We start from the raw sequence: 25,098 nt of genomic DNA on the forward strand, positions 1-25,098 counted from the left end.
AGGTTATCCTAAGGCTAGCTGTTTCTCTTTCATTTGATTGAGCTGATCGCGCAAGCGAGCTGCTTCTTCAAACTCCAAATTTTGCGCCGCTTCAAACATGGCATCTTCGAGTTTACTGATGGCCGCCAGCAGATCATGCGGCCCCATGTTGGCGATATCGTAACCGCCAGCGTCCTCAGCCACCTTGCGCTCAGCGCCACGCTTACGGTTGCTCTTCTTGCTGCCGGGCGCCTGGGCGGCTTCCAGAATATCGGCGACCGAGCGTGTCACGGTGGTCGGCGTGATGCCATGCTCTTCGTTATGCGCCTGCTGCTTGGCACGCCGGCGCTCGGTCTCATCTATCGCCTTGCGCATCGAGTCGGTAATCCGGTCGCCGTACAGGATGGCTTTACCGTGAGCGTTACGCGCTGCACGCCCTATGGTCTGGATCAGCGAGCGCTCGGCGCGCAGGAAGCCTTCCTTGTCGGCATCCAGTATGGCCACCAGCGACACTTCCGGAATGTCCAAACCCTCACGCAGCAGGTTGATACCCACCAGAACGTCGAATTTGCCCAGACGCAGATCACGAATGATTTCCACGCGCTCGACGGTATCGATATCCGAGTGCAGATAGCGCACGCGAATACCGTGCTCATCGAAATACTCGGTCAGATCTTCGGCCATGCGCTTGGTCAACGTGGTCACCAGCACGCGCTCCCCAACCGCAGTGCGCAGGCCGATCTCGGACAGCAGGTCATCGACTTGGGTGCTGGCCGGGCGGACTTCAATCTCGGGGTCCAGAAGCCCGGTCGGTCGCACGACCTGCTCGACCACTTGCCCGGCATGTTCGGCTTCATATTTGCCTGGCGTTGCCGAGACGAAAATAGCTTGAGGAACGATGGACTCCCACTCCTCAAACTTCATGGGCCGGTTATCCAGCGCCGAGGGTAAGCGGAAACCGTACTCCACCAGGGTTTCCTTGCGTGAACGGTCGCCCTTGTACATGCCGCCTACCTGAGGAACGCTGACATGTGATTCATCAATGAACAGCAGTGCATCGTCCGGCAGATAGTCAAAGAACGTGGGCGGCGGCTCGCCGGGTGCCCGGCCGGAAAGGTAGCGGGAGTAGTTTTCGATACCGTTGCAGTAGCCAAGCTCCAGCATCATCTCGATATCGTAAAGCGTGCGCTGCTCAAGACGCTGCGCTTCCACCAGGCGCTCGTGCTTGCGCATCCAGTCCAGACGCTCTTTGAGTTCCCCCTTGATGGCATCGATCGCCCCCAGAATGGTTTCGCGGGGCGTGACGTAGTGAGACTTCGGGTAGATAGTCATCCGCGGTACCTGACTGCGGATATCCCCGGTCAATGGATCAAAGATACGAATTGAATCGATTTCGTCATCAAACAGCTCCACCCGAACCGCGTCTTCGTCGGAGTCGGCGGGAAAGATATCGATAACGTCGCCCCGCACACGATACGTGCCGCGACGAAAGTCCATGTCGTTGCGGGTATACTGCAGCTCCGCCAGACGGCGCAGGAAAGCGCGCTGATCGATCAACTCCCCCCGGGTGAAGTGCAGGCGCATCTTCAGGTATTGGTCCGGGTCGCCCAGACCGTAAATTGCCGACACCGAAACGACGATCAAGGCATCACGGCGCTCAAGCAGCGCCTTGGTAGCGGAGAGGCGCATCTGTTCGATATGGTCGTTGATCGAGGCATCTTTCTCGATAAACGTATCTGAAGACGGCACGTAGGCTTCCGGCTGATAGTAGTCGTAGTAGGAAACGAAATACTCGACGGCGTTATCCGGGAAAAACGACTTGAACTCGCCGTAAAGCTGGGCAGCCAGGGTCTTGTTAGGCGCCATGACGATGGTAGGCCTTTGAAGCTGCTGCACCACGTTAGCCATGGTAAATGTCTTGCCCGACCCGGTAACTCCAAGTAGCGTCTGATGGGCAAGCCCTGATTCCAGGCCGCTTACCAGGCCTTTGATGGCGTTTGGCTGGTCACCGGCAGGCTGAAATTTCGACTGCAACCGAAACTCTTTGCTCATCGTCGCTCCTAACTGAAAAATGAAACCCTGAGACGTTAAACCGCTTGGGTCGTGATATCGATAGTGGCCTGCGTCATGAGCCGCTGTATCGGGCAGCGCAGGCTGATCTCCTCAAGCCTGGCGCGCTGTTCAGGGTCTCGGATGCCGTGCAGCGTCAGGACGACATTGAGCTTGTAGGTACCTTCGGCCTCTTCACTATCATCCCGATGAACGGTCACCGTCACCGCCTCCAGTGGCCACTGCTTGCGCTTGGCGTACATCTGTACGGTGATGGCCTTGCAGGTACCCAGCGCGATATCGAAATAGTCGTGAGGGTCCGGCGCGCTGCCCTCTCCGCCTACAAGTTTGGGCACATCGGCATATAGCGCTTCAAGGCTATCCAGCTCGATACGCTGACGAAATACATGGTTACGCTGGCTAATGACCGTAATAGGGGGATGCATCAGGACACGTTTACTCCCAGTTTGAGTTTCTCGACCGCGGCGATCAGCGCTTCACGCTTGACGCGTCCTTCGACCTCGGCACCATGGCGTCCTACTTCGGCACTGTCGACGCCGTCCAGCATCATCAACGCTGTGGTAATCTTGTTCACCTGATCGGCGTTCTTCACGCCCTGAAAAGTTAGTGACTGTTGTGACATTGCGAATCTACCCCGTTTAACCTTATGCAAAACTGATACAGAGAGAAGAGTCTAGCACGCTAAAGGCACCTTGCAATTCGCGCCTTGCGCCCACACGTTGAGAAGCTGCTTATCTTGACGCACACTTTCTTTGTGTCCCCAACAGGAGTTTATATGCCAACGGTTATCCCCTCTACCACGATTACCGGCAACCTGCGCCTTGGCCACCTTGCAGCGCTGGATGTGAAAGGGGCAGATGCAGAAAAATTCCTGCAAGGTCAAACCAGTGCTCAGGTAAGCCTGGCCAACGGCGAGTTTGCACCGCTCACCTGTTTCTGTACCCCCAAGGGGCGCATGCTGGCCAATGGGCAGCTGCTGCGTGTGGGAGATGGGCACTTCAGACTCATCCTGAGCGCCTCGCTTGCCGACACGCTCGCGACCCACCTCAAGAAATTTGCCGCCTTCTACAAGGCAGAACTGCTTCTCGACACGGGCATCGAGCTTATCGGCGCCAGCGCCGATGCCCAGGCACTGGCCACATCACTTGAACTTGCGTTACCTCAACAGCCTTTCGCCCAGTACAGTAATGCTCGGGCAAGCGTCATTCGCCTGCCGGGCAGCGTGCCACGCTGGATGTTCTGCGCGCCAGCCGGCATCACCACCACGGCCGAGGACGCCCAACAGGCGGCCTGGGCACTTGAAGATATTCGCAGCGGTCTTGCCTGGCTCACCGAGGCCCAGCAGGATCATTTTTTACCCCAGATGCTCAACTGGGAAGCATTAGGCGGTATCAGTTTCAAGAAAGGCTGCTATACAGGGCAGGAAGTGGTCGCCCGGGCGCATTTTCGTGGTCAGGTCAAAAAGCGTCTGGTACGCGCTGAACTGGTCACCCGCCAGCAACCAGCAGTTGGCGCCAGCCTGATGACCGAACAGGACAAGTCCATGGGAGAAGTGGTGGCCAGTACCCGCCGCGATACCGAAAGCATCGAGCTGCTTGCCGTTCTGAATACCAGAGTAGTGGATGAAGCGCTTCCGCTTTATTGGGAGGGCAGTCCGTTGACGCTTCTTCCGCTACCTTATTCGATCGAGCGGGTCGATCCGGAGCAGCTGGCGGCAAGCCTTAAAGCAGATACGTAACTATCTGCACTGCCCGCATGGCTATTTGCCAAGGTCGAGATCAAATAGACGCGCGGCGTTAGCCGAACTGTTCGCCGCGACGTCTTCTACACTCTGCCCACGAAGCCTGGCTACCTCACGACACACTCTGGCAAGATGGCGCGGTTCATTGCGCTCCCCCTGATGCCCGTTCAAGGGCATATCCGGGCTATCGGTTTCCAGCACAAAACCATTGTCAGGCAGCGCCGCCACCATGCGGTGGAGCCGCTTGGCGCGTGGATAGGTAATCGCCCCACCCACCCCCAGCACGAAGCCTAACGCCAGAAACCTGCGCGCCTGCTCTATGGAGCCGGCAAAGGCGTGAATCAAGCCAGCACGCGGCAGCGCCAATTGACGCAGACGCTTGCTGACCTGATCGTTGGCCTGCACGCTGTGAACCACGACCGGCAGCTCATGGCGCTTGGCCAGGTGCAGTTGAGCGTCAAACAGCGTCCACTGCCTGGTCAAGCTCTGCTGGAAACGCCCATCGATACCGCACTCACCCACTGCGACAACGTGCGGATTACGGGCAAGCGCCTGATCAAGCGCATCCAGGTCGCTCTCTCCATGCTGATCAATGAAATAAGGATGCAGCCCCAGGCAGGCACTGGTGTCGTTTCTTGTTCCCAGCGCCAGCACATCGGGCCACTTGCTGCGCATCGTGCCAGGCACCACGAAATGCGTGATGCCGGCGGCACGTGCGTTCGCCAGGACGGCTTCGCGATCGGTATCAAAGGCGCTGAAATCCAGATGGCAGTGCGCGTCGATCAGCATAAGACCTCGTCGTCAGCCGCTGACAGTCGAGTTAGTGCTCGCGGGTCGGCTGGAAGCGGATATCCGGCCAGCGCTCCTGGGTCATCTGCAGATTGACGCGGGTAGGCGCGATATAGGTCAGATAACCGCCGCCATCGATGGCCAGATTGGTACTGGCCTTGCGCTTGAACTCCTCAAGCATCTTGGCATCTTCGCAGTAGACCCAGCGCGCCGTCTGCACATTAACGCCTTCATAGATACAGTCGACCTTGTACTCCTCTTTCAGGCGGTGAGCGACAACGTCAAACTGCAGCGTACCCACGGCCCCCAAAATGAGGTCGTTATTATCCATGGGCATGAAGACCTGAGTCGCGCCCTCTTCAGAGAGCTGCTGCAAGCCTTTCTGCAGCGCCTTCATCTTGAGCGGGTCTTTCAGGCGCACGCGCTTGAAAAGCTCCGGGGCAAAGTGAGGAATACCGGTAAAGCGCATATCCTCGCCTACCGTGAAGGTATCGCCGATCTGGATCGTGCCGTGGTTGTGCAGGCCGATGATATCACCGGGCCAGGCTTCCTCCACGTGGGAACGGTCAGAGGCCATGAAGGTTAACGCATCGGCAATCTTGACGTCCTTGCCGATACGCACATGGCGCATCTTCATGTTCTTTTCGTACTTGCCCGAGCAGACACGCAGAAAGGCAATACGGTCGCGGTGGTTCGGATCCATATTGGCCTGAATCTTGAACACGAACCCGGTAAAGCGCTCATCGTGGGCGGTCACTTCACGCACATCGGTTTCACGCGGCTGAGGGGCCGGCGCATACTCGACAAAGCCATCGAGCATTTCTCGCACGCCAAAGTTACCCATGGCAGTACCAAAATAGACCGGAGTCATTTCACCGCGGCGATACGCTTCTAGATCAAACTCGTGGGAAGCGCCGCGCACAAGCTCGACTTCCATACGCAGTTCTTCGGCCTGTTCTTCGCCAAGCACCGCATCGACTTCCGGGTTATCCAGCCCTTCAATGCGCTTGTCTTCCGGTATCCGGCTTCCCTGACCTTGGGTATACAGGTGGATCACATCGTTATAGAGGTGATAGACCCCCTTGAAGTGACGCCCCATGCCAATGGGCCAGGTCATCGGCGAGCACTGGATGTTAAGGACGGTCTCGACTTCATCCATGACTTCGATGGGGTCGCGAATATCCCGGTCCATCTTGTTGATGAAGGTCAAAATTGGCGTCGTACGCAGGCGACACACTTCCATCAGCTTGATGGTACGGTCCTCTACACCCTTGGCACCATCAATCACCATCAGCGCAGAGTCGACCGCCGTCAGCGTGCGATAGGTGTCTTCAGAGAAGTCTTCGTGACCCGGCGTATCCAGCAGGTTGACGATGCGCCCACCATAGGGGAACTGCATCACGGAGGTCGTCACCGAGATACCCCGCTCCTGCTCCATCTTCATCCAGTCTGAAGTCGCGTGGCGGTCATTGCGCTTGCTCTTGACCGAACCGGCCAGCTGAATGGCATTCCCGAACAGAAGCATCTTTTCGGTAATGGTGGTTTTACCCGCATCAGGGTGGGAAATGATAGCGAAGGTGCGGCGTAGATCTGCTTCGCGCGCTAGTTGAGCTTCAGACATGGAGTTCTCTAGAAGATGGCACAGGTTTCAATAGGTGTTGCCTTGCAACCAAGGCATCAATGGCGCCCATGGTACCGCAACTAGGCCTTTGCAGCATACTTTCAACGGTTTGGGGGCTATGCGTTGAGCATAAAAAAACGCCGAGCATCTCGGCGTTTCAGGTGAAGCTCACCGCCTTGAAGCGGTGATGAAATGACATATCACGCGTAGGTATTGATCTGCGTTCCCAGACTACCTTCCTGGGCCAGGTTTGGTTCGGCTCCCAGATTGGCAGACGCCAGTACTTCTGTGACCTGCTGAGCCTGCATATCCAGTGCATTTCGTAAAACCTGCATCTGCATCTCTTCAGCGGTTTGCGCTTGATTCATGTAGAGCGCCGTACTGACCGTGCTGCTGATAGAAACGTCCATGGCACTATCCTTTAAGTGAACGATCTATGCACCATAGCAAAGAAGCCGTCAACGCACAAAAGCTTCCGAGCGCTTAAAATCGGTCTGCCCGGAAAGGGGTCATATCAATTTCGGTCGATTTACCTTCGATCATATCAGCCAGCAGCTGCCCTGTAGCCGGGCCCAGAGTAAAGCCCTGATGGCCATGACCAAAGGCAAGCCAGAGGCCAGGATGACGCGGCGCGGCGCCAATGACCGGCTTCATGTCAGGCAGACAGGGCCGAGCGCCCTTCCAGGCGGTAGAGTCACGGCGTTCGCCCAGCGGGAAAAGCGTGCGGGCTACCTTTTCAGCTGCCTGGAGCTGCTGCTCATCCGCCGGTGATTCGATACGGTTCAACTCGGCCCCGGTGGTCAGGCGTACGCCTGCATTCATTGGGGCAAGCAGGTAGCCCACCTCGGCATCCATCAACCAGTAGTGCAGTTTGGCCGGTGCCTGCGTTGCATAGTGCATGTGGTAACCGCGTTTGACGAACGTCGGGAAATGATAGCCAAGCCCCTTCATCCAATCGCCAGACCATGGCCCGAGCGCGACAACGACGTTATCGGCCTCGAGAGTTTCAGCCTCAGTAACGACACGCCAGCGCTCCCCAACCTGCTCGACCTTCTGGATAACCCCTTGGTGCAACTCGCCACCACTTTGGGTAAACGCCTCTGCATAGGCACTCACCAGCGCACCGGGATCGGCGACTGTCCAGGGGTCAAGCCAATGAATAGCGCCGATAATATCCGAACTTATATCAGGCTCCTTGCCTTCAATCCCGGCGCGATCCAGTACATCAAACTGCACGCCATACAGCTCTCGGGCTTCTTCTGCCTCTCTAACACGCTTATCCAGCCGGGCCTGGGTACGGTAAATTTCAAGCCAGCCCTCTTTACGCACCAGATGCTCGGCCCCCGCGGCCTTGATCATGGGTTCATGAGTTTTCAGGCATAGCTGAATCAGGGAAGCCCATTCGGGAATGATCTTTTGATACAGGCGCGACGACGAGTTGTGCCAGTAGCTCAGCAGTGGCGAGGCGGCGTTCATCATGCCCGCTGCCCGATAGCGAATATCCACGCGCCGGTTTGGCAGAACGCTCAGGATGGTTTTCATGTCACGGGGGAATGCATAGGGGCGTACGGCTTCGCGCTGAATAATACCTGCATTGCCAAACGAGGTTTCCCGGCCGGGTTGGCGGCGATCAACCAGCGTGACCTGATGCCCGCGCTGCTGTAAATGCCACGCGATACTGACCCCCACCATTCCCGCTCCTAGCACCACCGTTTGTCGCGTCATTGCATGCCCCTGAACGTCCAAGCCCGCGCTTATTCCAGGCTAAAATATAGTTAACAACTAATTGAAAAATATCACCAAACAAACGCCATTAATACAGTGTAAAAAACCTTTTTGTGCTATTTAGTCAGCAATATTGCCTATAAAAAAAGTTTTGAAAGAGGACTTTACTGCACGCCTGAGTTGTTGCCATTCAAGCGTCTAGCGCAGGCAAGACGACACGGGGCAAGCATATTGTTGCCAACCAGGATCAACGACAATCGAGGGGTATAAAAGAAGAAACTGCTAACAGTGAAGCGCAGTTAAAAAAGCAGAAGAGACACGAAAGTATAAGAAGGGATAAACAGAAACGCAAAATCCACCGTCAGGTGGTTAGATAACAATCAAATAAGGGAAGAAAGAAAAGAGAATCAGAAGAAGGTTAATGGGGTGGATGATGGGGATCGAACCCACGACCACCGGAGCCACAATCCGGGGCTCTACCACTGAGCTACATCCACCACAACCTAAAACCGGGTACTGCTTCTATCAAATGGGGTGGATGATGGGGATCGAACCCACGACCACCGGAGCCACAATCCGGGGCTCTACCACTGAGCTACATCCACCATTGATAGTACTGACTGTACTTGATGACTCCTGACCGGATACGCCCATTGAAACACTTTTTAATGGCACGCCCAGCAGGACTCGAACCCGCAACCTACGGCTTAGAAGGCCGTTGCTCTATCCGGTTGAGCTATGGGCGCACGTAAAGCATTCGAAACAAGCTGAACACCGATGAGCACTTGACCACAACCACGCTCGGAAAAGCAATCTACCACCTTTCACGTTAAGTGTGGTCGGGATGGAGGGATTCGAACCCCCGACATCCTGCTCCCAAAGCAGGCGCGCTACCAGACTGCGCTACATCCCGATTTATCACTCTTGACGCTTACCGCGCTGCCCGTCTCAAGCGAGGCATATATTACTATTTTTAAATTTAAAGTCAACACTTAAAGCGATTGATCGTGCTGATGCTTTGCCTGACCGCCCTGGCATGCGAAAATTGCCCGCCTCAGCAAACGCGCCTGCCCACGGGCAAGCGCGCCAGCATTCAACCTCCACAGGGATCTTTGTAAATGACCGCCCAACTTATCGATGGAAAAGCCATCGCTGCTGATGTCCGTCAACGCGTTGCCGAGAAGATAGCGGCACGCCAGCAAGCTGGCGCCCGCGCACCAGGACTAGCCGTTGTTGTGGTCGGACAAGACCCGGCGTCTCACGTATACGTCAATAACAAGCATCGCGCCTGTGAGCAGGCTGGCATTCGTTCAATTCAACATGCCCTGCCTGCCGAAACCACTCAACAAGCGCTGGAAGCCCTGGTCGACCAGCTCAATGAAGATGAAAGCGTAGACGGCATTCTCGTACAGCTCCCCCTGCCCGGTCACCTGGATGCAGGCCCCATTCTGGAGCGTATTGACCCGGGCAAGGATGTGGATGGCTTCCACCCTTACAACCTGGGCCGCCTTGCTCAGCGCCTGCCCGCTCTGCGCCCCTGCACACCCAAAGGCGTGATGACCATGCTCGAGCACAGCGGGCTTAACGTGCGTGGCCTGAATGCTACGATTGTGGGTGCTTCCAATATTGTCGGCCGCCCCATGTCACTCGAGCTGATGCTGGCAGGCTGTACCACTACCGTTTGCCATCGCTTTACTCGCGACCTCGAAGCCCACGTCAGCCGAGCTGACCTGGTCGTGGTGGCCGTTGGCAAGCCGGGTATCGTCAAGGGCGAGTGGATCAAGGAGGGCGCTATCGTGATCGATGTGGGTATCAACCGTCAGGCAGATGGCTCGTTGATTGGCGATGTCGACTTCCAGGCCGCCGCTGAACGCGCCAGCCATATTACGCCGGTACCCGGTGGCGTTGGTCCGATGACCGTCGCTACACTGCTGGAAAACACGCTTGAAGCCGCCGAGCTGCACGACGCTAACACCCAGGCTCGTTCTCGTTAATCTTTCACGTATCAAGGAGCCTTCCCTATGAAGCGCATTGGAATCATCGGCGCCATGGCCCAGGAAGTCAGCATTCTGGTAGACCAGCTGGAAAATGCCGAGCGTTACGAGCACGCGGGTTCTGTGTTCCATACCGGTACTCGCCACGGGCTTGAGGTCGTCATCCTGCAATCGGGCATCGGCAAGGTAAATGCTGCCGTGGGCACCGCCATCCTGCTGGAACGCCACCAGCCCGATGCCATCATCAACACGGGATCCGCTGGCGGGTTTGCAAGCGATCTCAAGATTGGCGATGTGATCATTTCAGACGAAGTGCGCCACCACGATGTGGATGCAATGGTATTTGGCTATGAAATTGGCCAGGTGCCGGGTATGCCGGCGGCTTACGTCGCGGATGCACAGTTGAGGGATATCGCCCGCCAGGCGATTGATACCGTGGGCGAGGTCAGCGTGCGTGAAGGGCTGATTGCCACGGGCGATTCGTTTATCTCGGACCCCGAGCGCGTGGCCGCTACCCGTGCCCAGTTCCCGGCCATGCTGGCCGTTGAAATGGAAGCGGCGGCCATCGCACAGACTTGCCATCTTTACGGCTGTCCGTTCGTGGTCATTCGCGCCCTTTCAGATATTCCAGGCAATGAAGACAACCACCTCTCCTTCGAGCAGTTTCTCGACATAGCGGCGGCACACTCCTCGCGCATGGTCGATGAGATGCTGCGCGCCCTTGGCCAACGCTAGCCAGCCGTCTCGTTAAATGCACAAACGGAGCCATCAGGCTCCGTTTGTGGTTATAACCTGGCACGCGGCGAATGCTCGCAAGGCACAGATGGATAAAGGCTCAAGGCGCCTCTTTTAGCCGCTCGGTCAGACTATCCAGAAATGCCTCGGCTGTTTCACGCTCATAGCGGTAATAGGTCCATTGCCCTGCACGCTGGGAAGAAACCAGGCCCGCGCGGGAAAGCGTGGAAAGATACAGTGAAATAGTAGGCTGAGAGAGTCCGGTCTTTTCGCGAATATGGCTGACACAGATTCCGCCCGGCGGCGCCAGGTCTTTCTGAGCCGGAAAATGGCGTTCCGGCTCTTTCAGCCAGGTCAGTATGTCGAGGCGCACCGGATTCGCCAGGGCGCTTAAAACGGTATTAATATCCATGATCACGGCCAATGGTTGGAAGCCGAATCATTATACGCGTTTCCACGCCAGGCTGCCGAGACAGCCTGGCAGCCAGCATCACCGTACCAGGGTATCAAGCGCCTGACTGTCAAAATCCGACAGCTCATCCAGCCGGCCTTCATTTACCTTGTTGGCCCATTCCGGGTCGGAAAGCAGCGCGCGACCAATGGCGATCAGATCAAAATCACCCCGCGAGCGCCACATGGCCAGTTCTTCAACGTTGACGCGGCTCTTGGAGGTCGGATCTTCGGTACGCGTGAAGTGGCCGGTACGGAAAGTACGGTCAAGGCCTACGCTCCCTACGGCGATGACCGGCTTTCCGGTCAATTCACGCGTCCAGGTGGCAAGCGTTTTAGTGCTGCCTTCAAAACCAGGTTCCCACACGCGGCGGGTGCTGGCATGGAAGATATCCACGCCGTCTTCGGCCAGCGGTTTGAGAATTTGCCCCAAATCTTCGGGCGTTTCAGCAATGATGGCGGTGTAGTCAGAGAGCTTCCATTGCGAGAAACGGAAGATAATCGGGAAATCCGGGCCCACCGCTTCACGCACTGCACGCACGATCATGCGTGGAAAACGCAGGCGATTTTCAAGGCTGCCACCGTAGGCATCAGTACGCTGGTTGCTCTCCTCCCACAGGAACTGGTCGATCAGGTAACCGTGAGCGCCATGCAGCTCAATACCGTCAAAACCGATGCGCTGTGCATCACGCGCCGCGCGGGCAAAAGAAGCGACCACGTCATGGATATCCTCTTCGGTCATCGCTTCAACCACTTCCAGGCCATCCTCCACGATCGACATGGGCCCAAAGCCAGGAACGCTCGCTTGCGGCTCGATACCTGGGCGCCGCTCGCGTCCTACGTGCCACAGCTGGGGCACAATCTTGCCGCCGGCCGCGTGTACGCCTTCCACGACACGCTGCCAACCGGCCAGCGCTTGTTCACCGCAAAAGGCTGGCACATTCGGATAACCGTTGGCCCCTGGGTGATCAATGTAGGTGCCTTCGGTAATGATTAGCCCAACGCCTCCTTCAGCGCGGCTTTTGTAATAGGCTGCCACCTCTTCACTGGGCACCCCGTCGGGCGACTGATTGCGCGTCATGGGCGCCATGACAATACGGTTGGGCAGCGTGACAGGGCCCATGGCGAATGTTTCGAATAGGGGTGCGGCAAGTGCTTTTGCAGAAACGGTCATACGGGATTCCATAAATATATAGAGATATCTCAATATATAAACACAAAATTCGATCACAGTAAAACCGCGCTACCCAAGGACGCCTGCGAATTTTTTAAAAAGACAGCTAGTAAAACGGAGCCTTCAGGCTCCGTTATGGGGTGCGACTATCAGGCCTTGATCGACCACTCCAGAGATTCACCGGCAAGCAGTGGAATGATGCTTTTGCCGTTCGCGTAGGGGTAGCTATCCGGCAACTGCCAGGACTTGCGTTCCAGCGTGATGCTGTCCGGGTTCGGGTCCAGGCCGTAGAAGCGCGGCCCGTTGAGGCTTGCAAAGGCCTCGAGCTTGTCCAGCGCGCCCATTTCATCAAATGCGCGGGCATAAAGCTCAATGGCAGCAGGTGCCGTGTAGGCGCCGGCACAGCCACAGCTTGACTCCTTGTCACCCTGGGCATGCGGAGCGCTGTCGGTTCCCAGAAAGAACTTGGCGCTGCCGCTGGTGGCCGCTTTCAATAGCGCCTGGCGATGCTGCTCGCGCTTGAGAATGGGCAGACAGTAGTAGTGCGGGCGAATACCGCCTACCAGCATCTTGTTGCGGTTGAACAGCAGGTGATGAGCGGTAATGGTGGCGGCGATGTTATCCGGGGCCTGGGCAACAAACTCCGCGGCCTGCTGGGTAGTAATATGTTCAAATACCACTTTAAGCGCGGGGTGGCGTGCCAGCAGCGGCTTCATTACCCGCTCGATAAACACCGCTTCACGATCAAAAATATCGATATCGGCGGTAGTCACCTCGCCATGCACCAGCAGCGGCATACCCACCTTGGCGAGCATGGCAATAGTGTCATCGCAATGGGCAAGATCGGTTACGCCTGAGTCCGAGTTGGTGGTCGCGCCGGCGGGATACAGCTTGACGGCCTTGATGACACCGCTGCGTGCCGCTCGCTCGATCTCATCGGGCGGCGTGGTATCAGTAAGATAAAGCGTCATCAGTGGTTCGAAGGTGCTGCCTTCAGGAAGCGCTGCCAGAATACGTTCGCGGTACTCGAGCGCCTGAGCGGTGGTCGTTACCGGGGGCGTTAGATTGGGCATGATGATGGCTCGCCCCATCTGGGCGGCAGTGTGGCCAACAACGGCTTTCAACGCTTCGCCATCGCGTAAATGGAGGTGCCAATCATCGGGGCGGGTCAGGGTAATAACGTCCACGGCAAGTCCTAGACTGATGAATGAGGAAAACACGGCCACAGTATACGCGATACGGCCGGCGGAGAAATCTGTGCGGGGGTGCCACAGCATGAGCCAAGTATCGTATTATGGCGGCACTTTTAAAGGTTCAAGGTCCAACTGTTTATGCAAAACGTGCGACGCTATGCGGATATCACTGCCAGCATAGAGGGCTTGGTATGGCTCGGGCTTGCCTGGTCGATCTCTATTTCGGTACATACCGGCAGTACAGAGCCAACCCTTGCGACGCTATTTATCGTAGGGGCTTTGGTGCTGTTCAGTTGGGCTCACCGCCCCATGCGCTACCTGCTGCGCCGTTATCATATCCGCAAACGGCGTACCGATATGTGGATTCACATACTGGCCCTGCCTCTGCTGCTGGCCATGTTCTTTCATATCATGGTAGAAGCCACCTTCGGCAGCGCCTGGCTTCCACCCAAGATGCTGCTGTTCAATCTGCTGGCCTCGGCGGGCTGGATGACCTATGTCATGACGCTCTTCATCAAGTTCGTCATTCACAGCATCAAGACCTCTCATAAATAGGTGGCCCATGCAGCCTGCCCTGCCGCTTCCACTTTCGACCCCCAACCGCAACCTGGTTCGCCTGACGATTGTTCGAGGCATCACCTGGACGGGCTTTCTGCTTGCAATCGTGGTGGGTGTAGAGCTTTTAGCGTTCAATCTGCCGGTCACGGCGGTCGTCAGCGTAGTGATTGCCATGGGCGTGCTCAATATCGTGACCTGGTGGCGCTTGGGCCGCCCGCGGGCCGTTGAGCATATCGAATACCTGCTGCATCTGCTGGCCGATATTGCCGGCCTGACCCTGCTGTTCTATTTTTCCGGCGGCTCGACCAACCCGTTCATTACCTACTACCTTGTGCCGGTCACCATTGCGGCCGCCACCCTGCCCTGGCGACACGCCTGGGCATGCGCCTGCTGCGCCATGGCGGGCTACAGCTTTTTGATGTTCTATTACCACCCCATACCGCAACTTGCCCATATCAACAGCGACGTCATGCTTAATCTGCACGTGCTGGGCATGTGGCTGAACTTTGGCCTTTCCGCCGGGCTGGTAACGTTTTTCATCTATAAAATGGCCCACGCACTGCGCAGCCGTGACAAGGCACTCTCGCGAACCCGGGAAGCCGCGCTGCGCAACGAGCAGGTACTGGCCGTGGCCACGCAAGCCGCCGGCACGGCGCACGAGCTGGGCACACCGCTTTCGACCATGGCGGTGCTCTTGAAGGAGATGCAGGCAGACGCTCCCGAAGACGGCACGCTACAGCAGGATATAAAGCTGCTGCGCCAGCAGGTGGATATCTGTAAATCGCGCCTGCAGCACCTGGTGACCAGCTCGGACCGGCGGCGCATGGCGGAACCGGAAATACTCGAGGCGCAGGAGTGGCTGACCGGCGTCGTCCAGCGCTGGCTGGTGCTGCGCCCGGATGTCAGCCATCAACTGGATATCGCTGAAAGACGTGGCAAACCCTGGCTGGCGGTGGATACCACGCTGGATCAGGCGCTGATGAACCTGCTCAACAACGCCGCCGATGCCAATCCTGAGCGCATCGCGATACGCCTGGATTGGCAGGAAGAGAGCGTGGTAATCGATATTCGCGATCACGGCCCGGGCATTGCCATGTCGATTGCGGACCAGCTTGGCGATACGTTCATCTCTACCAAGAGCAAGGGCATGGGCATCGGCCTGTTTTTGACCCATGCCACGATCAACCGCTTTGGGGGTGGCGTTAGCCTGTATAATCACCCGGAAGGCGGCACCCTGACGGAAGTCACCCTGCCGCGCAGCTCGGCCCCCAATTGAAGCGCTCAGACGCGTTTCACGCCATAACGTTGAGGACATCATGCAAACGACCGATCAACGCCTGCTCATCATTGATGATGACGAGATGTTCTGCCATGTATTGAGCCGCGCATTTACCCGCCGTGGTTTTGAAGTAATGACAGCCCACGATGCCGATCAGGCACTCGCGGTGGCGGCCCAGTTCCAGCCCACCATGGCAACGCTCGATCTCAAGCTTGAAAATAGTTCGGGCCTGAAGCTGTTGCCCGAGATGCTGGCAGCCGTTCCCCACTGCCGCATTGTGGTACTGACCGGCTATTCAAGTATTGCGACCGCCGTGGAGGCCATGAAGCTGGGTGCGGCCAACTACCTGTGCAAACCAGCGGACGCCGACGATATCATCGGCTCGTTCGAGCAGCAGGAGGGCGACCCCAATATCGAGCTTGCCGATAATCCACCCTCCATCAACCGTATTACCTGGGAACATATTCAGAAAGTGCTTCAGGAGCATGATGGCAATATCTCGGCAACTGCCCGGGCGCTTGGCATGCACCGCCGTACACTACAGCGCAAGCTGCAAAAGCGTCCCGTAAAGCGCTAGCTTCAAGCAGCGAGAAACGCCTGATCGTCGCGTATCAGTGAGCCGTCCAGCCCAGATCGATGTTCCAACTTGCCCCGGTAACCGCGCCGGCGGAGTCGGACGCCAGATAAGCGACCATTTGTGCCACTTCAGAAGGCTCGATCAGGCGCTTGATGGCCGCGTTCTTGAGCATGATCTTTTCGATCACCTCCTGCTCCTCCATGCCATTGAGCCTTGCCTGATCGGCAATCTGATTATCCACCAGCGGCGTTTTCACGTAGGCGGGGCAGATGGCATTGGCGGTAATGCCCTGCTCCCCGCCTTCCAGCGCCGCCGTCTTGGTCAGGCCGATAAGGCCATGCTTGGCACTGACGTAAGCGGCCTTGCCCGGTGATGCCACGTTGGCGTGGATAGAGGCAATATTGATGATGCGCCCCCACCCGCGCTTGCGCATATGCGGCCAGGCGGCCTGGCTAAGCAGGAAAGGCGCCGTCAGCATGAGATCAATGATGTTGCGCCACTTCTGCTCGGGAAAGCTTTCAATAGTGGCCACGTGCTGAATGCCGGCGTTATTGACCAGCACATCCACCCCGCCAAATCGCGTTACCGCATCCTGAACGGCGTCGCGACACGCCTGTGGGTCGGTCAGGTCCGCCTGAAAGAACGCTGCACCGGCTTTATCGGCCACATCTTTACCGGCAGCGTTGAAATCAACCGCCAGCACCTGATACCCCTGTTCGCAAAAATGCGCAACGACCGCCGCTCCGATACCGCTGCTGGCCCCCGTGACCAGTGCCACTCGGGGCGTGGAACCTGTCGGTGATGTCATTAAGATCTCCTTTAACGTCAGCAAATAAAGTCAGCAAAACCGCTTGGCGAGAAACAGTCCCAGTATAGGAGCATGGCGAACATGCTGCCTAACTCTCCGGGCCGCAGGTTAAACGCGGCTCAATGGCCTCGATGCTCAGGCCCTATTGGCGAAATTCAGATGGCTACGTCACAATGGCGGACGTGATTGCCAAGGGTTCCGCTAGTTGGCGCCCCTTTCTTACTCAGGCCAGGAGCCTTTATATGTTTGTGGTTATTTTTGGCAGGATGTCCTGTCCGTTTTGCGTGCGCGCCAAGCAGCTTGCCGAGCATCTGGAGTCAGCGGGAAAAATCGAAGGCTATCGCTACGTGGATATGCCTTCTGAAGGCGTCACCAAGGAAGATATCGCCAAGACGGCCGGCAAACCCATTCATACGGTACCGCAGATATTTGTCGATCAGGCTCATATAGGCGGCTTTACCGAATTTGACCAGTTTGTACGCGACAAGCAGCTGCTGGGCCGCTAAGAAACGTTGAACGTTAAATCGGGCGTTTATAGCCGTTGAACTTGGCCGCCTGACGCTTGCCTATACTAAGCAGCAAATAACAATTTCATTTGACATGCTTGTTCAGGCGGCGAGGTTCACACCATGCAACGTGATGAATTCGTACAGCAACTGTGGCTGGATTACGTTCATGCCCATCCGGATATAGGTGCACTGAGGCTTTGGCCGTTATCATCAGGTGCTGAGTACCTGACGTTGGTGACGCTCAACTACGGCGCCTTTTCTGCTCAGAATCTGATGTCCCGGCTTTCCCACATGGGGTATCAATCAATTGCCCACTACGCCATGGCCGATAAAGGGCTATTGATCTACCTGCTTGCTCCCAACGATGGCGGAAGCTGTCTGATACTTGCCGAATTGCAGCTGGGCACGTTATGCAAGACACCGCGTGATGCGCTTACCCACCTGGTCATGCAGTCCCATCCTCAGGATTGCAAAGGACACAATCTGCTATGTCGGGGTCGTCCATGGCCCATGCCTTCCTGGGGGCTGTACCTGACGCTTGAAGAGGCTCATCCGTTGGCCGCCTGGATAGCGGTGATGGGACCGCGCCTCCACCATGCCGGGTTCGACTGTGCCACGCTGGGTAACTGTCTGGAAATACTCAACGACCAGCTGGCTGGAACCGGCATGCCTGGCTTGAAAGAGGCTCAAAACGGCGTGTTTTCCCTTTCTCCCCTCATCGAGCACTGCTTCTACCCGGCCATGCCACAGCGTGTCGTCTTCAGCGAAGGCGACGAACACCGCCTTTGTCTTGGCGGGCTGGCGCTGACTCAGAAGCAGGTAGAGGCGGGTACGGAGCGCATCGCACAGATACTGCTTCCGTCCCATGCACGGTGTGAAGTGGCTTGAAGGAAAGCGGCCCCTGAGGGCCGCGGCACGACATGAAGGTTACTCTTCAACAAATGTCATTTCAGGCACGTGATCCGGCACGACAAGCTTGCCTGCGGTTTTCTCGATAATTTCCTCGACGCTGACGCCCGGAGCGCGCTCTTTGAGCACAAAGGCACCGTCCTTGATTTCAAGATAAGCAAGATCGGTCAGCACCCGGCTGATGCAGCCAGCTCCAGTCAATGGCAGCGTACATTTCTCGAGCAGCTTCGACTCACCGTACTTGGAGGCATGGGTCATGGTGCAGATGATGTTTTCAGCGCCAGCGACCAGATCCATGGCGCCCCCCATTCCCTTGATCAGCTTGCCCGGCACCATCCAGGAAGCAATGTTGCCCTCCTGATCCACCTCGAAAGCGCCCAGCACCGTCAGATCCACGTGGCCACCTCGAATCATGGCAAAGGACTCGGCGGATGAAAAAATCGCGGCCCCGGGCCGAGCGGTAACGGTCTGCTTGCCTGCATTGATCATGTCGGCATCGAGTTCTTCTTCAGTGGGAAAGCGACCCATGCCGAGCAGCCCGTTTTCCGACTGAAGCATGACGTCCATTCCTTCAGGAATGTAGTTGGCGACCAGAGTGGGAATGCCGATACCCAGGTTTACATAGAAGCCATCTTCCAGTTCGCGCGCCACGCGCTGCGCCATCTGTTCACGTGTCAAAGCCATGGTGACTACCTCGTTACTAGACGTTGAGAAAATTGAGCAAGTCGCTTACTGCTTCCGGTGCTAGGCACCATGCACCGTGCGCTTTTCGATACGCTTTTCAAAGGAGCCTTGGATGATGCGGTCCACGTAGATGCCCGGCGTATGGATCTGGCTTGGCTCAAGCTCACCTGGCTCGACAATTTCCTCGACTTCAACAACGGTAATTCGGCCGGCTGTGGCGGCCAGGGGATTGAAGTTCTGGGCGGTATGGCGATACACGACATTGCCGTAGCGGTCTGCCTTCCAACCTTTCACGATAGCGAAATCGCCCACCAACGCCTCTTCCAGGATGTAGTGGCGACCGTTGAACTCGCGCACTTCCTTGCCTTCACCGATCGGCGTGCCGTAGCCGGTGGCCGTGTAAAACGCCGGAATCCCGGCACCGCCTGCACGCATTCTTTCGGCCAGCGTGCCCTGGGGAGTCAGCACGACTTCAATTTCATTATTGAGCATCTGCTGCTCGAAGAGGGCATTTTCGCCCACATAGGAGGCGAATATCTTGCTGATCTGGCGATCTTCAAGCAGCACCCCCAGGCCAAACCCGTCCACACCGCAGTTATTGGAAGCAACCGTCAGGTTCTTGACCCCACGCCGTTTGATTTCTGCTATCAGGTTTTCAGGGATGCCGCATAGTCCGAACCCGCCGGCCAGCACGGTCATTCCATCTTCAATGCCTTCCATCGCTTCTTCGTAGGAAGCAACACGCTTGTCGAATCCTGCCATGGTCATGCCTCGCCTTGTTGTCGTTCATTGATGTAGAGAGCTTGCTGCGCATCCCGGTATTGTTCTTCGTCACTTATCTGGTAAGTTACTTTTTTTCAAGACGTCTAGCCTAACCTCCTCTATACCAGCGCCGTCAAGACGGCTTTCGCTAGGCAATATGGGTTTGATCCATTAGCATTTATTATTGTTGATTTTTTAGGGAAGCGGCATGGCTATTTTCACGGGCATGGTCAGCATCTTGCTGCTTACGCTCAATACACTTTTCTGGGGCGTTCCACTCATCGCCCTGACCTTACTGAAAGTGATCGTTCCGGGGCAGCGCTACAGGGCATGGGTTCTGAAAGCACTTTGCGCTGTGGCACTGAACTGGATCGGGGTAAATCTATGGTGGATGAAGCGCTGGCTGAAGCCCCGGGTAGCGTTTTCAGTGCCGGACTCCTTGAGCCCCGACCAGTGGTGGCTGGTCATCTCCAACCACCGCAGCTGGACCGATATATTCATTCTGCTGATGGCCGTACATCGGCGTGTACCCATGCCGCGCTTTTTTCTCAAGCGCCAGCTGATCTGGATTCCGATTGTGGGGCTTGCCTTCTGGGCGCTTGAGTTTCCCTTCATGCGCCGCTTCACCCGTGAGCAGATTGAGGCCAACCCCAAGCTTGCCACCATTGATCGCCAGTCGACCGAGCTGATGTGCCGCCAGGCGCGCCATGCGCCCATCGCCATCTTCAACTTTGTTGAAGGTACCCGGTTCACGCCCGCCAAACGCGATGCGCAGCAAAGCCCGTATCAACACCTATTGCGCCCCAAGGCAGGCGGAATTTCCCAGGTACTTAGCCTGCTTGGTGACCAATTGAATGGTATTCTAGACGTGACGATCAGTTACGCTAATCCGTCGCCGACCTTTTGGGGATTTTTATGCGGCCAGGAAGCACCGGTTACGCTTCATGCCAGGCAGCTGGCCATTCCTCAGTGGATGTACGAATCCAACCACCACGACGAAAAGCAGCACAAGGAACGCTTCCACGCATGGATCAATTCACTCTGGCAGGAAAAAGATGCCCTGTTGGACAGTCAAACCGATCACGATTAATCGGTTGGCTGGGCGCCTGCTTATTAATCAGCCTGCTGTCGGGATGCGCCGGGTCGTCTCAATCGAGCCAGCGCGTCAATGCGATACCCACCAATAATACAAGCCAGCTCAACGGCAACTGGGTGGAAGTTCAGCGCGGCGATACGCTCGGCAAACTGGCTAACCGGGCCAACGTGCCCCTGGAGCGTCTGGAGCGCTTCAATCCAGGCGTGAATGCCAAGCGTCTAGCCGTTGGTCAGCGCCTGCTGATTCCTACCCAGAATGAGCGCGCGCCCTCAGGCGGCCCCTACCGCTATCAGATACGCGCCGGGGACACCTACTCAAGCGTGGCACGACACTTTGGCACCACCAGCGGGCGGATCCAGAGCGCCAACCCCGGCACTTCGCCCACGGCGCTGAAAGTCGGCCAGGTCGTCAGCGTGCCGCTTTCCGGTAGCGCGCCGCGCAGTGGATCCTCCAGTGGCGGCTCGTCATCTTCAGGCAGTACCGCCAGCAGCCGCCCTGCGGCACCTGCGCAAGCACCGGCATCGCTGCCAGCTTCGGCGCGACGCTGGCCCTGGCCGCTTGAGGATTACCGCATCGTACGGCGGTTTGGCGCCGATGATCGGGGCACGCTGCAACCGATGCTGCTGGCCACCCAGGCCGGCGCCAAGGCGCAGGCGGTAGCGCCTGGCGAAGTACGTTTTGCCAACGGTATGCGCCAGCTGGGTGAAGTGGTGATCGTGCACCATGCAGATAACCTTCAGACGGTGTACGCGCTGTGTGAACGCACGCTGGTGTCGGTAGGCCAGCAGGTAAAAACCGGCGAAGCACTGTGTGACGTTGGCCAAAGCAGCACCAGCCAGCGCTACGATCTGCTGTTTGACCTGCGCCAGGGCGGCAAACCGGTTGACCCGCGCCAGGTGCTTCGCTAGTGAGAGCGTAATGGATACGAAAAAGCCCCTGTTATCAGGGGCTTTTTTGGTCGTACCAAATACCAGCCTTAACCGCGATAGTAGCCCGGTTTTATAAAGGGCATGGCCGTTACCATCATGGGCAGTCGCTTGCCACGTACCTCGGCGAATACGCTGCTCCCGGGTGCCTCGAAGTCGCGGCTGACATACCCCATCGCAACCGGCTTACCCACACTTGGCCCAAACGTGCCTGAAGTGACTTCGCCCACCTGATTGCCGGCTTCATCGACCAGCACGGCACCTTCACGAATCGGCGCACGGCCTTCTGCCAGAAGTCCTACGCGCTTGCGCATATGGTCCTTGGTATCCACCTGATGCAGAATCAGATCCGCCCCCGGAAAACCCGCCGAACGCTCACCGCCATGACGGCGCGGCTTGCCGATCGCCCAGATCAGCCCCGCCTCGACGGGCGTGGTAGACGTATCCATATCGTGCCCGTACAGGCAGAGCCCGGCTTCAAGGCGTAGCGAATCGCGTGCGCCCAGGCCAATCGCCTCCACTTCCGGCTCGGCCAGCAGGCGCTCGGCGAAAGCTTCGCAGTCATTGGCCGATACGGAAATCTCGAAGCCGTCTTCACCCGTGTAGCCGCTGCGGCTCACCCATACATCGCATCCGGCAATGGTGAAGCGCTGATGCTGCATGAATACCAGCTCACAGGCCTCAGGACAAAGGCGCTGCATCACGACGTGCGCCTGCGGGCCCTGTAGCGCCAGCAGACCACGATCCAACGGCTCGATTTCATGGGTAGAGCCCAGGTTAGTGCGCAGATGGGCCAAATCCTGGTCCTTGCACGCGGCGTTCACGACCAGATAGAAATGCTCGCCTGCGTTGACCACCATCAAGTCATCGATGATGCCGCCCTCGGTGCTGGTAAACAGCCCGTAGCGCTGCTGGCCTTCGTTGAGGCCTGCCAGATCGGCGGGAATCAGGGTTTCCAGTGCCTTGGCCGTATCCGGCCCTGAAATCAGAATCTGCCCCATGTGCGATACGTCGAACAGCCCACACTGCTGGCGCGTATGCTCGTGCTCTTTCTTGACGCCCAGCGGGTACTGCACGGGCATCTCATACCCGGCGAAGGGTACCATTTTCGCGCCCAGCTTCAGGTGCAGTGCGTGCAGCGGCGTATGCTTCAAATCGTTCATGATAGTTCCTTGATTAAACAAGAATCGGGAAGCCTGGCTTCCCGATTCAGTCAGTGCGTGAACGTCACTTTACGGCACTCATCGCAGCTTACTTGTCGTGGTCCAGTGCTTCGCCCGGCAGGACTTCCTTGCCGGCAAAGTAATCCTTGGTCAGCTTGAACACCACCGGTGACAGCAGCGCCAGCGCAATCAAGTTGGGAATGGCCATCATGGCGTTGAAGGTATCCGCCATCAGCCAGATAAAGCCCAGTTGCGCAATCGCCCCCAGCGGAATGGCCAGTACGAACAACACGCGATACAGCATGATGGAGCGCGTACCGAACAGGAACTGGAAACATTTCTCGCCATAAAACGACCAGCCAAGAATGGTGGTAAACGCAAAGATGGCCAGCGCAATGGCGACAATCGGATTACCGAATCCAGGCAGCGCCTGATCAAAGGAGAGCGCTGTCAATGAAGCTCCCTCTTCACCGGTCTGCCAGACCGTCGAGGTCAGAATGACCAGTGCCGTAATGGTGCACACAATGATGGTATCGATAAAGGTGCCCAGCATGGCGATCAGCCCTTGGCGCACCGGGTTCTTGGTTTTAGCGGCGGCGTGGGCGATAGGCGCACTTCCCAGCCCCGCTTCGTTGGAGAAGATACCGCGCGCCACGCCAAAACGAATGGCGGCCATTACCGCAGCCCCGGCAAAACCGCCAGCGGCAGCCATGGGGTTGAAGGCGTAATAGAAAATCAGACCAAAGGCCTCGCCAATCTGGCCGGCATTGATGATCAGCACCACAAGGCCCGCAAGTACGTAGGCAATGCCCATGATGGGCACCAGCTTGCCGGCCACCTTGGCGATACGCTTGATACCGCCAAGAATGACCGCACCCGCCAGCACCATGATGACAACGCCTGTCAGCCAATGGGGTACGCCGAAGGTGGCGTCCATGGCATCCGCTACCGAGTTGGACTGCACGGTGTTGCCGATACCAAACGCCGCCACGGCACCAAAGAACGAGAACAGCCCGGCCAGCCACAACCACTTCTTGCCCAGACCATTCTTGATGTAGAACATCGGGCCGCCCACGTGGTAGCCCGTGTTGTCAGTTTCACGGTAGCGCACGGCGAGCACCGCTTCTGAGAACTTGGTAGCCATGCCGACCAGCGCGGTAATCCACATCCAGAAAACAGCGCCCGGGCCGCCCAATGCAATCGCGGTCGCAACGCCGGCAATATTACCGGTACCAATGGTGGCTGAAAGGGCCGTCATCAGCGCGTTGAAAGGCGAGATTTCCCCCTCTTCCGCCGCGCTATCCGCCGTTGGCTTCTGGCTTGGTTTGGCATCACGTCCCTGCCACATTAGCTTGAAACCCATGCCGAGCTTTCTGATCGGCATCAGTTTCAGTCCAATTTGCAGATAGATCCCGACGCCCAGCAGCAGGATCAACATCAACGGGCCCCACACCACCCCATTGATTGCCCCGAAGAGGCTATTTAAAGTTTCCACACGTTTCTCCTTAACCCTGTTAGTTCGCTTTTTATAGGTGTTTGACAGTCATCCTGCCGACATTCAGCCTTATGTTGTCTACCCAGCGTCGTGCCTTGCTTAGCCTCATGAAAGCACTATTCAAACGCTTGGGCGAAACCCTTTTATGTTTTACACCATTTGCTTGGTGCTCTTCTATGTTAATACCGTATCTGTATGGCAAATGAGCAATCGGCGCAGTTATGGGCTCAGCCTTGTTGCCACAGAAATTGCCGGGCGGTGCCATATTTTCTCGATGGAGAAATTTGTTTCCAATCAGAAACACGTTAACATACGCCAAAACTTGCCCGTTGCCTGGCCTGCAAGCAGTCGCCAAGAGTGGCGACAAGCGCTAGTATTCACCTGTCCAGACATTTGTTTCATAAAGGGAATCACCATGAGCAACCTTCCTTCGAATCTTCGTTACGCTAAAAGTCACGAGTGGGTACTTGATCATCAGGACGGCACGGTCAGTGTAGGTATTACCGACCATGCTCAAGAAGCACTTGGCGATGTGGTATTTGTCGAGCTGCCTGAAGTTGGCCAGACCCTGACCCAAGGCGAAGAGTTTGGTGTCATCGAATCGGTTAAAGCCGCTTCAGATCTCTACTCACCGGTAACCGGTGAAGTGATCGAGGTCAATGAAGCGCTGGAAGACGCGCCGGAAACGGTCAACGAAGCCCCCTACGAAGGCGGCTGGATCATGAAGGTGCGCCTTGACGACAAGAACCTGGATGCTCTGCTCGATGCTGATGCCTATCAGGCCACGTTAAGCGCTGACGACTAAGAATGATTCTGGAGCCTGCCCTAAACCGCAGGCTCCTTAAGTAATGCCCCTGCAAA

At 57.0% G+C, this 25,098-nt stretch carries 26 protein-coding genes and 4 tRNA genes; 11 read left to right on the forward strand and 19 right to left on the reverse strand.

Going from position 1 to position 25,098, the window contains the following annotated elements; all coding sequences use genetic code 11:
- Positions 1-3: 3 nt before the first annotated feature.
- From uvrB to B0H98_RS05400, 3 genes are read right to left on the reverse strand one after another with little or no spacing between them, the layout of a single operon-like run.
- Positions 4-2,031, reverse strand: a complete 2,028-nt coding sequence (gene uvrB / locus B0H98_RS05390; protein WP_106374049.1) for an excinuclease ABC subunit UvrB — start codon at positions 2,029-2,031, stop codon at positions 4-6.
- A 35-nt stretch (positions 2,032-2,066) separates the two neighbouring features.
- Positions 2,067-2,474, reverse strand: a complete 408-nt coding sequence (locus tag B0H98_RS05395) for an OsmC family protein (RefSeq protein ID WP_106374050.1) — start codon at positions 2,472-2,474, stop codon at positions 2,067-2,069.
- Positions 2,474-2,671: a hypothetical protein gene (locus B0H98_RS05400; protein WP_106374051.1), complete on the reverse strand. Its 198-nt coding sequence runs from the start codon at positions 2,669-2,671 to the stop codon at positions 2,474-2,476. The genes B0H98_RS05395 and B0H98_RS05400 overlap by 1 nt, the downstream gene beginning before the upstream one ends.
- 153 nt (positions 2,672-2,824) lie before the next feature.
- On the opposite strand from B0H98_RS05400, the gene ygfZ reads away from it, so the two are divergent.
- The gene (gene ygfZ, locus B0H98_RS05405; RefSeq protein WP_106374052.1) at positions 2,825-3,787 is read left to right on the forward strand and encodes a CAF17-like 4Fe-4S cluster assembly/insertion protein YgfZ; all 963 of its coding nucleotides are present in this window, start codon (positions 2,825-2,827) and stop codon (positions 3,785-3,787) included.
- A gap of 21 nt (positions 3,788-3,808) precedes the next feature.
- Here ygfZ and B0H98_RS05410 read toward each other — a convergent pair whose 3' ends face one another.
- The 8 genes from B0H98_RS05410 to B0H98_RS05445 all read right to left on the reverse strand — a co-directional run bounded on the left by B0H98_RS05410 (position 3,809) and on the right by B0H98_RS05445 (position 8,838).
- Positions 3,809-4,579 carry a TatD family hydrolase gene (locus tag B0H98_RS05410; RefSeq protein WP_106374053.1) on the reverse strand — a complete coding sequence of 257 codons (771 nt, stop codon included), beginning with the start codon at positions 4,577-4,579 and terminating at the stop codon, positions 3,809-3,811.
- Positions 4,580-4,610: 31 nt separating this feature from the next.
- Positions 4,611-6,200: a peptide chain release factor 3 gene (locus tag B0H98_RS05415; protein ID WP_106374054.1), complete on the reverse strand. Its 1,590-nt coding sequence runs from the start codon at positions 6,198-6,200 to the stop codon at positions 4,611-4,613.
- Between the two features lie 200 nt (positions 6,201-6,400).
- Complete coding sequence (locus tag B0H98_RS05420) at positions 6,401-6,610, reverse strand: putative motility protein (RefSeq protein ID WP_106374055.1); 210 nt, start codon at positions 6,608-6,610, stop codon at positions 6,401-6,403.
- A 73-nt stretch (positions 6,611-6,683) separates the two neighbouring features.
- Positions 6,684-7,925: an NAD(P)/FAD-dependent oxidoreductase gene (locus B0H98_RS05425; RefSeq protein WP_106374056.1), complete on the reverse strand. Its 1,242-nt coding sequence runs from the start codon at positions 7,923-7,925 to the stop codon at positions 6,684-6,686.
- A 422-nt stretch (positions 7,926-8,347) separates the two neighbouring features.
- A tRNA-His gene (locus B0H98_RS05430) sits at positions 8,348-8,422 on the reverse strand.
- A 33-nt stretch (positions 8,423-8,455) separates the two neighbouring features.
- Positions 8,456-8,530: transfer RNA gene (locus B0H98_RS05435), tRNA-His, on the reverse strand.
- A gap of 64 nt (positions 8,531-8,594) precedes the next feature.
- A tRNA-Arg gene (locus B0H98_RS05440) sits at positions 8,595-8,671 on the reverse strand.
- A gap of 90 nt (positions 8,672-8,761) precedes the next feature.
- Positions 8,762-8,838, reverse strand: a tRNA-Pro gene (locus B0H98_RS05445).
- A 205-nt stretch (positions 8,839-9,043) separates the two neighbouring features.
- Between B0H98_RS05445 and folD the strand changes: the two genes are divergently transcribed.
- Together folD and mtnN are read left to right on the forward strand one after the other, a co-directional pair.
- Positions 9,044-9,919: a bifunctional methylenetetrahydrofolate dehydrogenase/methenyltetrahydrofolate cyclohydrolase FolD gene (gene folD, locus B0H98_RS05450; protein ID WP_106374057.1), complete on the forward strand. Its 876-nt coding sequence runs from the start codon at positions 9,044-9,046 to the stop codon at positions 9,917-9,919.
- 27 nt (positions 9,920-9,946) lie between these two features.
- Positions 9,947-10,654 (forward strand): 5'-methylthioadenosine/S-adenosylhomocysteine nucleosidase, encoded by a 708-nt coding sequence (mtnN, locus tag B0H98_RS05455; RefSeq protein ID WP_106374058.1) that lies wholly within the window; start codon positions 9,947-9,949, stop codon positions 10,652-10,654.
- 100 nt (positions 10,655-10,754) lie between these two features.
- Here mtnN and B0H98_RS05460 read toward each other — a convergent pair whose 3' ends face one another.
- The 3 genes from B0H98_RS05460 to pyrC all read right to left on the reverse strand — a co-directional run bounded on the left by B0H98_RS05460 (position 10,755) and on the right by pyrC (position 13,465).
- Positions 10,755-11,066 (reverse strand): ArsR/SmtB family transcription factor, encoded by a 312-nt coding sequence (locus B0H98_RS05460; RefSeq protein WP_244182972.1) that lies wholly within the window; start codon positions 11,064-11,066, stop codon positions 10,755-10,757.
- A gap of 78 nt (positions 11,067-11,144) precedes the next feature.
- A complete protein-coding gene (locus B0H98_RS05465; protein WP_106374059.1) occupies positions 11,145-12,278 on the reverse strand; it encodes an NADH:flavin oxidoreductase in 1,134 nt (377 codons plus the stop codon).
- A gap of 149 nt (positions 12,279-12,427) precedes the next feature.
- Positions 12,428-13,465 (reverse strand): dihydroorotase, encoded by a 1,038-nt coding sequence (gene pyrC / locus B0H98_RS05470; protein WP_106374236.1) that lies wholly within the window; start codon positions 13,463-13,465, stop codon positions 12,428-12,430.
- A gap of 144 nt (positions 13,466-13,609) precedes the next feature.
- On the opposite strand from pyrC, the gene B0H98_RS05475 reads away from it, so the two are divergent.
- Genes B0H98_RS05475 through B0H98_RS05485 form a run of 3 tightly spaced genes read left to right on the forward strand, consistent with a single transcriptional unit; the run spans position 13,610 to position 15,885 of the window.
- Entirely contained in the window at positions 13,610-14,026 is a 417-nt protein-coding gene (locus tag B0H98_RS05475; RefSeq protein WP_106374060.1) for a hypothetical protein, read from the forward strand.
- Between the two features lie 7 nt (positions 14,027-14,033).
- Positions 14,034-15,305, forward strand: coding sequence for an ATP-binding protein (locus tag B0H98_RS05480; RefSeq protein ID WP_106374061.1), 1,272 nt, complete (start codon positions 14,034-14,036; stop codon positions 15,303-15,305).
- Between the two features lie 40 nt (positions 15,306-15,345).
- Positions 15,346-15,885 carry a response regulator transcription factor gene (locus B0H98_RS05485; protein WP_106374062.1) on the forward strand — a complete coding sequence of 180 codons (540 nt, stop codon included), beginning with the start codon at positions 15,346-15,348 and terminating at the stop codon, positions 15,883-15,885.
- A 34-nt stretch (positions 15,886-15,919) separates the two neighbouring features.
- Here B0H98_RS05485 and B0H98_RS05490 read toward each other — a convergent pair whose 3' ends face one another.
- The gene (locus tag B0H98_RS05490) at positions 15,920-16,693 is read right to left on the reverse strand and encodes a 3-hydroxybutyrate dehydrogenase (protein WP_106374063.1); all 774 of its coding nucleotides are present in this window, start codon (positions 16,691-16,693) and stop codon (positions 15,920-15,922) included.
- A 242-nt stretch (positions 16,694-16,935) separates the two neighbouring features.
- Between B0H98_RS05490 and B0H98_RS05495 the strand changes: the two genes are divergently transcribed.
- Together B0H98_RS05495 and B0H98_RS05500 are read left to right on the forward strand one after the other, a co-directional pair.
- Positions 16,936-17,199: a GrxA family glutaredoxin gene (locus tag B0H98_RS05495; RefSeq protein ID WP_106374064.1), complete on the forward strand. Its 264-nt coding sequence runs from the start codon at positions 16,936-16,938 to the stop codon at positions 17,197-17,199.
- A 123-nt stretch (positions 17,200-17,322) separates the two neighbouring features.
- Complete coding sequence (locus tag B0H98_RS05500; RefSeq protein ID WP_106374065.1) at positions 17,323-18,090, forward strand: VOC family protein; 768 nt, start codon at positions 17,323-17,325, stop codon at positions 18,088-18,090.
- Positions 18,091-18,129: 39 nt separating this feature from the next.
- Here the strand turns inward: B0H98_RS05500 and B0H98_RS05505 are convergent, their stop codons facing one another.
- Together B0H98_RS05505 and B0H98_RS05510 are read right to left on the reverse strand one after the other, a co-directional pair.
- Complete coding sequence (locus tag B0H98_RS05505; RefSeq protein WP_106374066.1) at positions 18,130-18,795, reverse strand: CoA transferase subunit B; 666 nt, start codon at positions 18,793-18,795, stop codon at positions 18,130-18,132.
- A gap of 60 nt (positions 18,796-18,855) precedes the next feature.
- Positions 18,856-19,557 carry a CoA transferase subunit A gene (locus tag B0H98_RS05510; RefSeq protein ID WP_106374237.1) on the reverse strand — a complete coding sequence of 234 codons (702 nt, stop codon included), beginning with the start codon at positions 19,555-19,557 and terminating at the stop codon, positions 18,856-18,858.
- A gap of 208 nt (positions 19,558-19,765) precedes the next feature.
- On the opposite strand from B0H98_RS05510, the gene B0H98_RS05515 reads away from it, so the two are divergent.
- Together B0H98_RS05515 and B0H98_RS05520 are read left to right on the forward strand one after the other, a co-directional pair.
- Positions 19,766-20,647 carry an acyltransferase gene (locus B0H98_RS05515; protein WP_106374067.1) on the forward strand — a complete coding sequence of 294 codons (882 nt, stop codon included), beginning with the start codon at positions 19,766-19,768 and terminating at the stop codon, positions 20,645-20,647.
- A gap of 122 nt (positions 20,648-20,769) precedes the next feature.
- Entirely contained in the window at positions 20,770-21,561 is a 792-nt protein-coding gene (locus tag B0H98_RS05520; RefSeq protein WP_244182973.1) for a LysM peptidoglycan-binding domain-containing protein, read from the forward strand.
- Positions 21,562-21,629: 68 nt separating this feature from the next.
- On the opposite strand, the gene gcvT is transcribed toward B0H98_RS05520, so the two are convergent.
- A complete protein-coding gene (gcvT, locus tag B0H98_RS05525) occupies positions 21,630-22,742 on the reverse strand; it encodes a glycine cleavage system aminomethyltransferase GcvT (RefSeq protein WP_106374068.1) in 1,113 nt (370 codons plus the stop codon).
- Between the two features lie 88 nt (positions 22,743-22,830).
- Entirely contained in the window at positions 22,831-24,237 is a 1,407-nt protein-coding gene (locus B0H98_RS05530; RefSeq protein WP_106374069.1) for an alanine/glycine:cation symporter family protein, read from the reverse strand.
- Positions 24,238-24,652: 415 nt separating this feature from the next.
- On the opposite strand from B0H98_RS05530, the gene gcvH reads away from it, so the two are divergent.
- A complete protein-coding gene (gene gcvH, locus B0H98_RS05535; RefSeq protein WP_106374070.1) occupies positions 24,653-25,042 on the forward strand; it encodes a glycine cleavage system protein GcvH in 390 nt (129 codons plus the stop codon).
- Positions 25,043-25,098 lie beyond the last annotated feature (56 nt).

This window comes from Vreelandella songnenensis, from assembly GCF_003002925.1.
GTDB lineage: Bacteria > Pseudomonadota > Gammaproteobacteria > Pseudomonadales > Halomonadaceae > Vreelandella > Vreelandella songnenensis.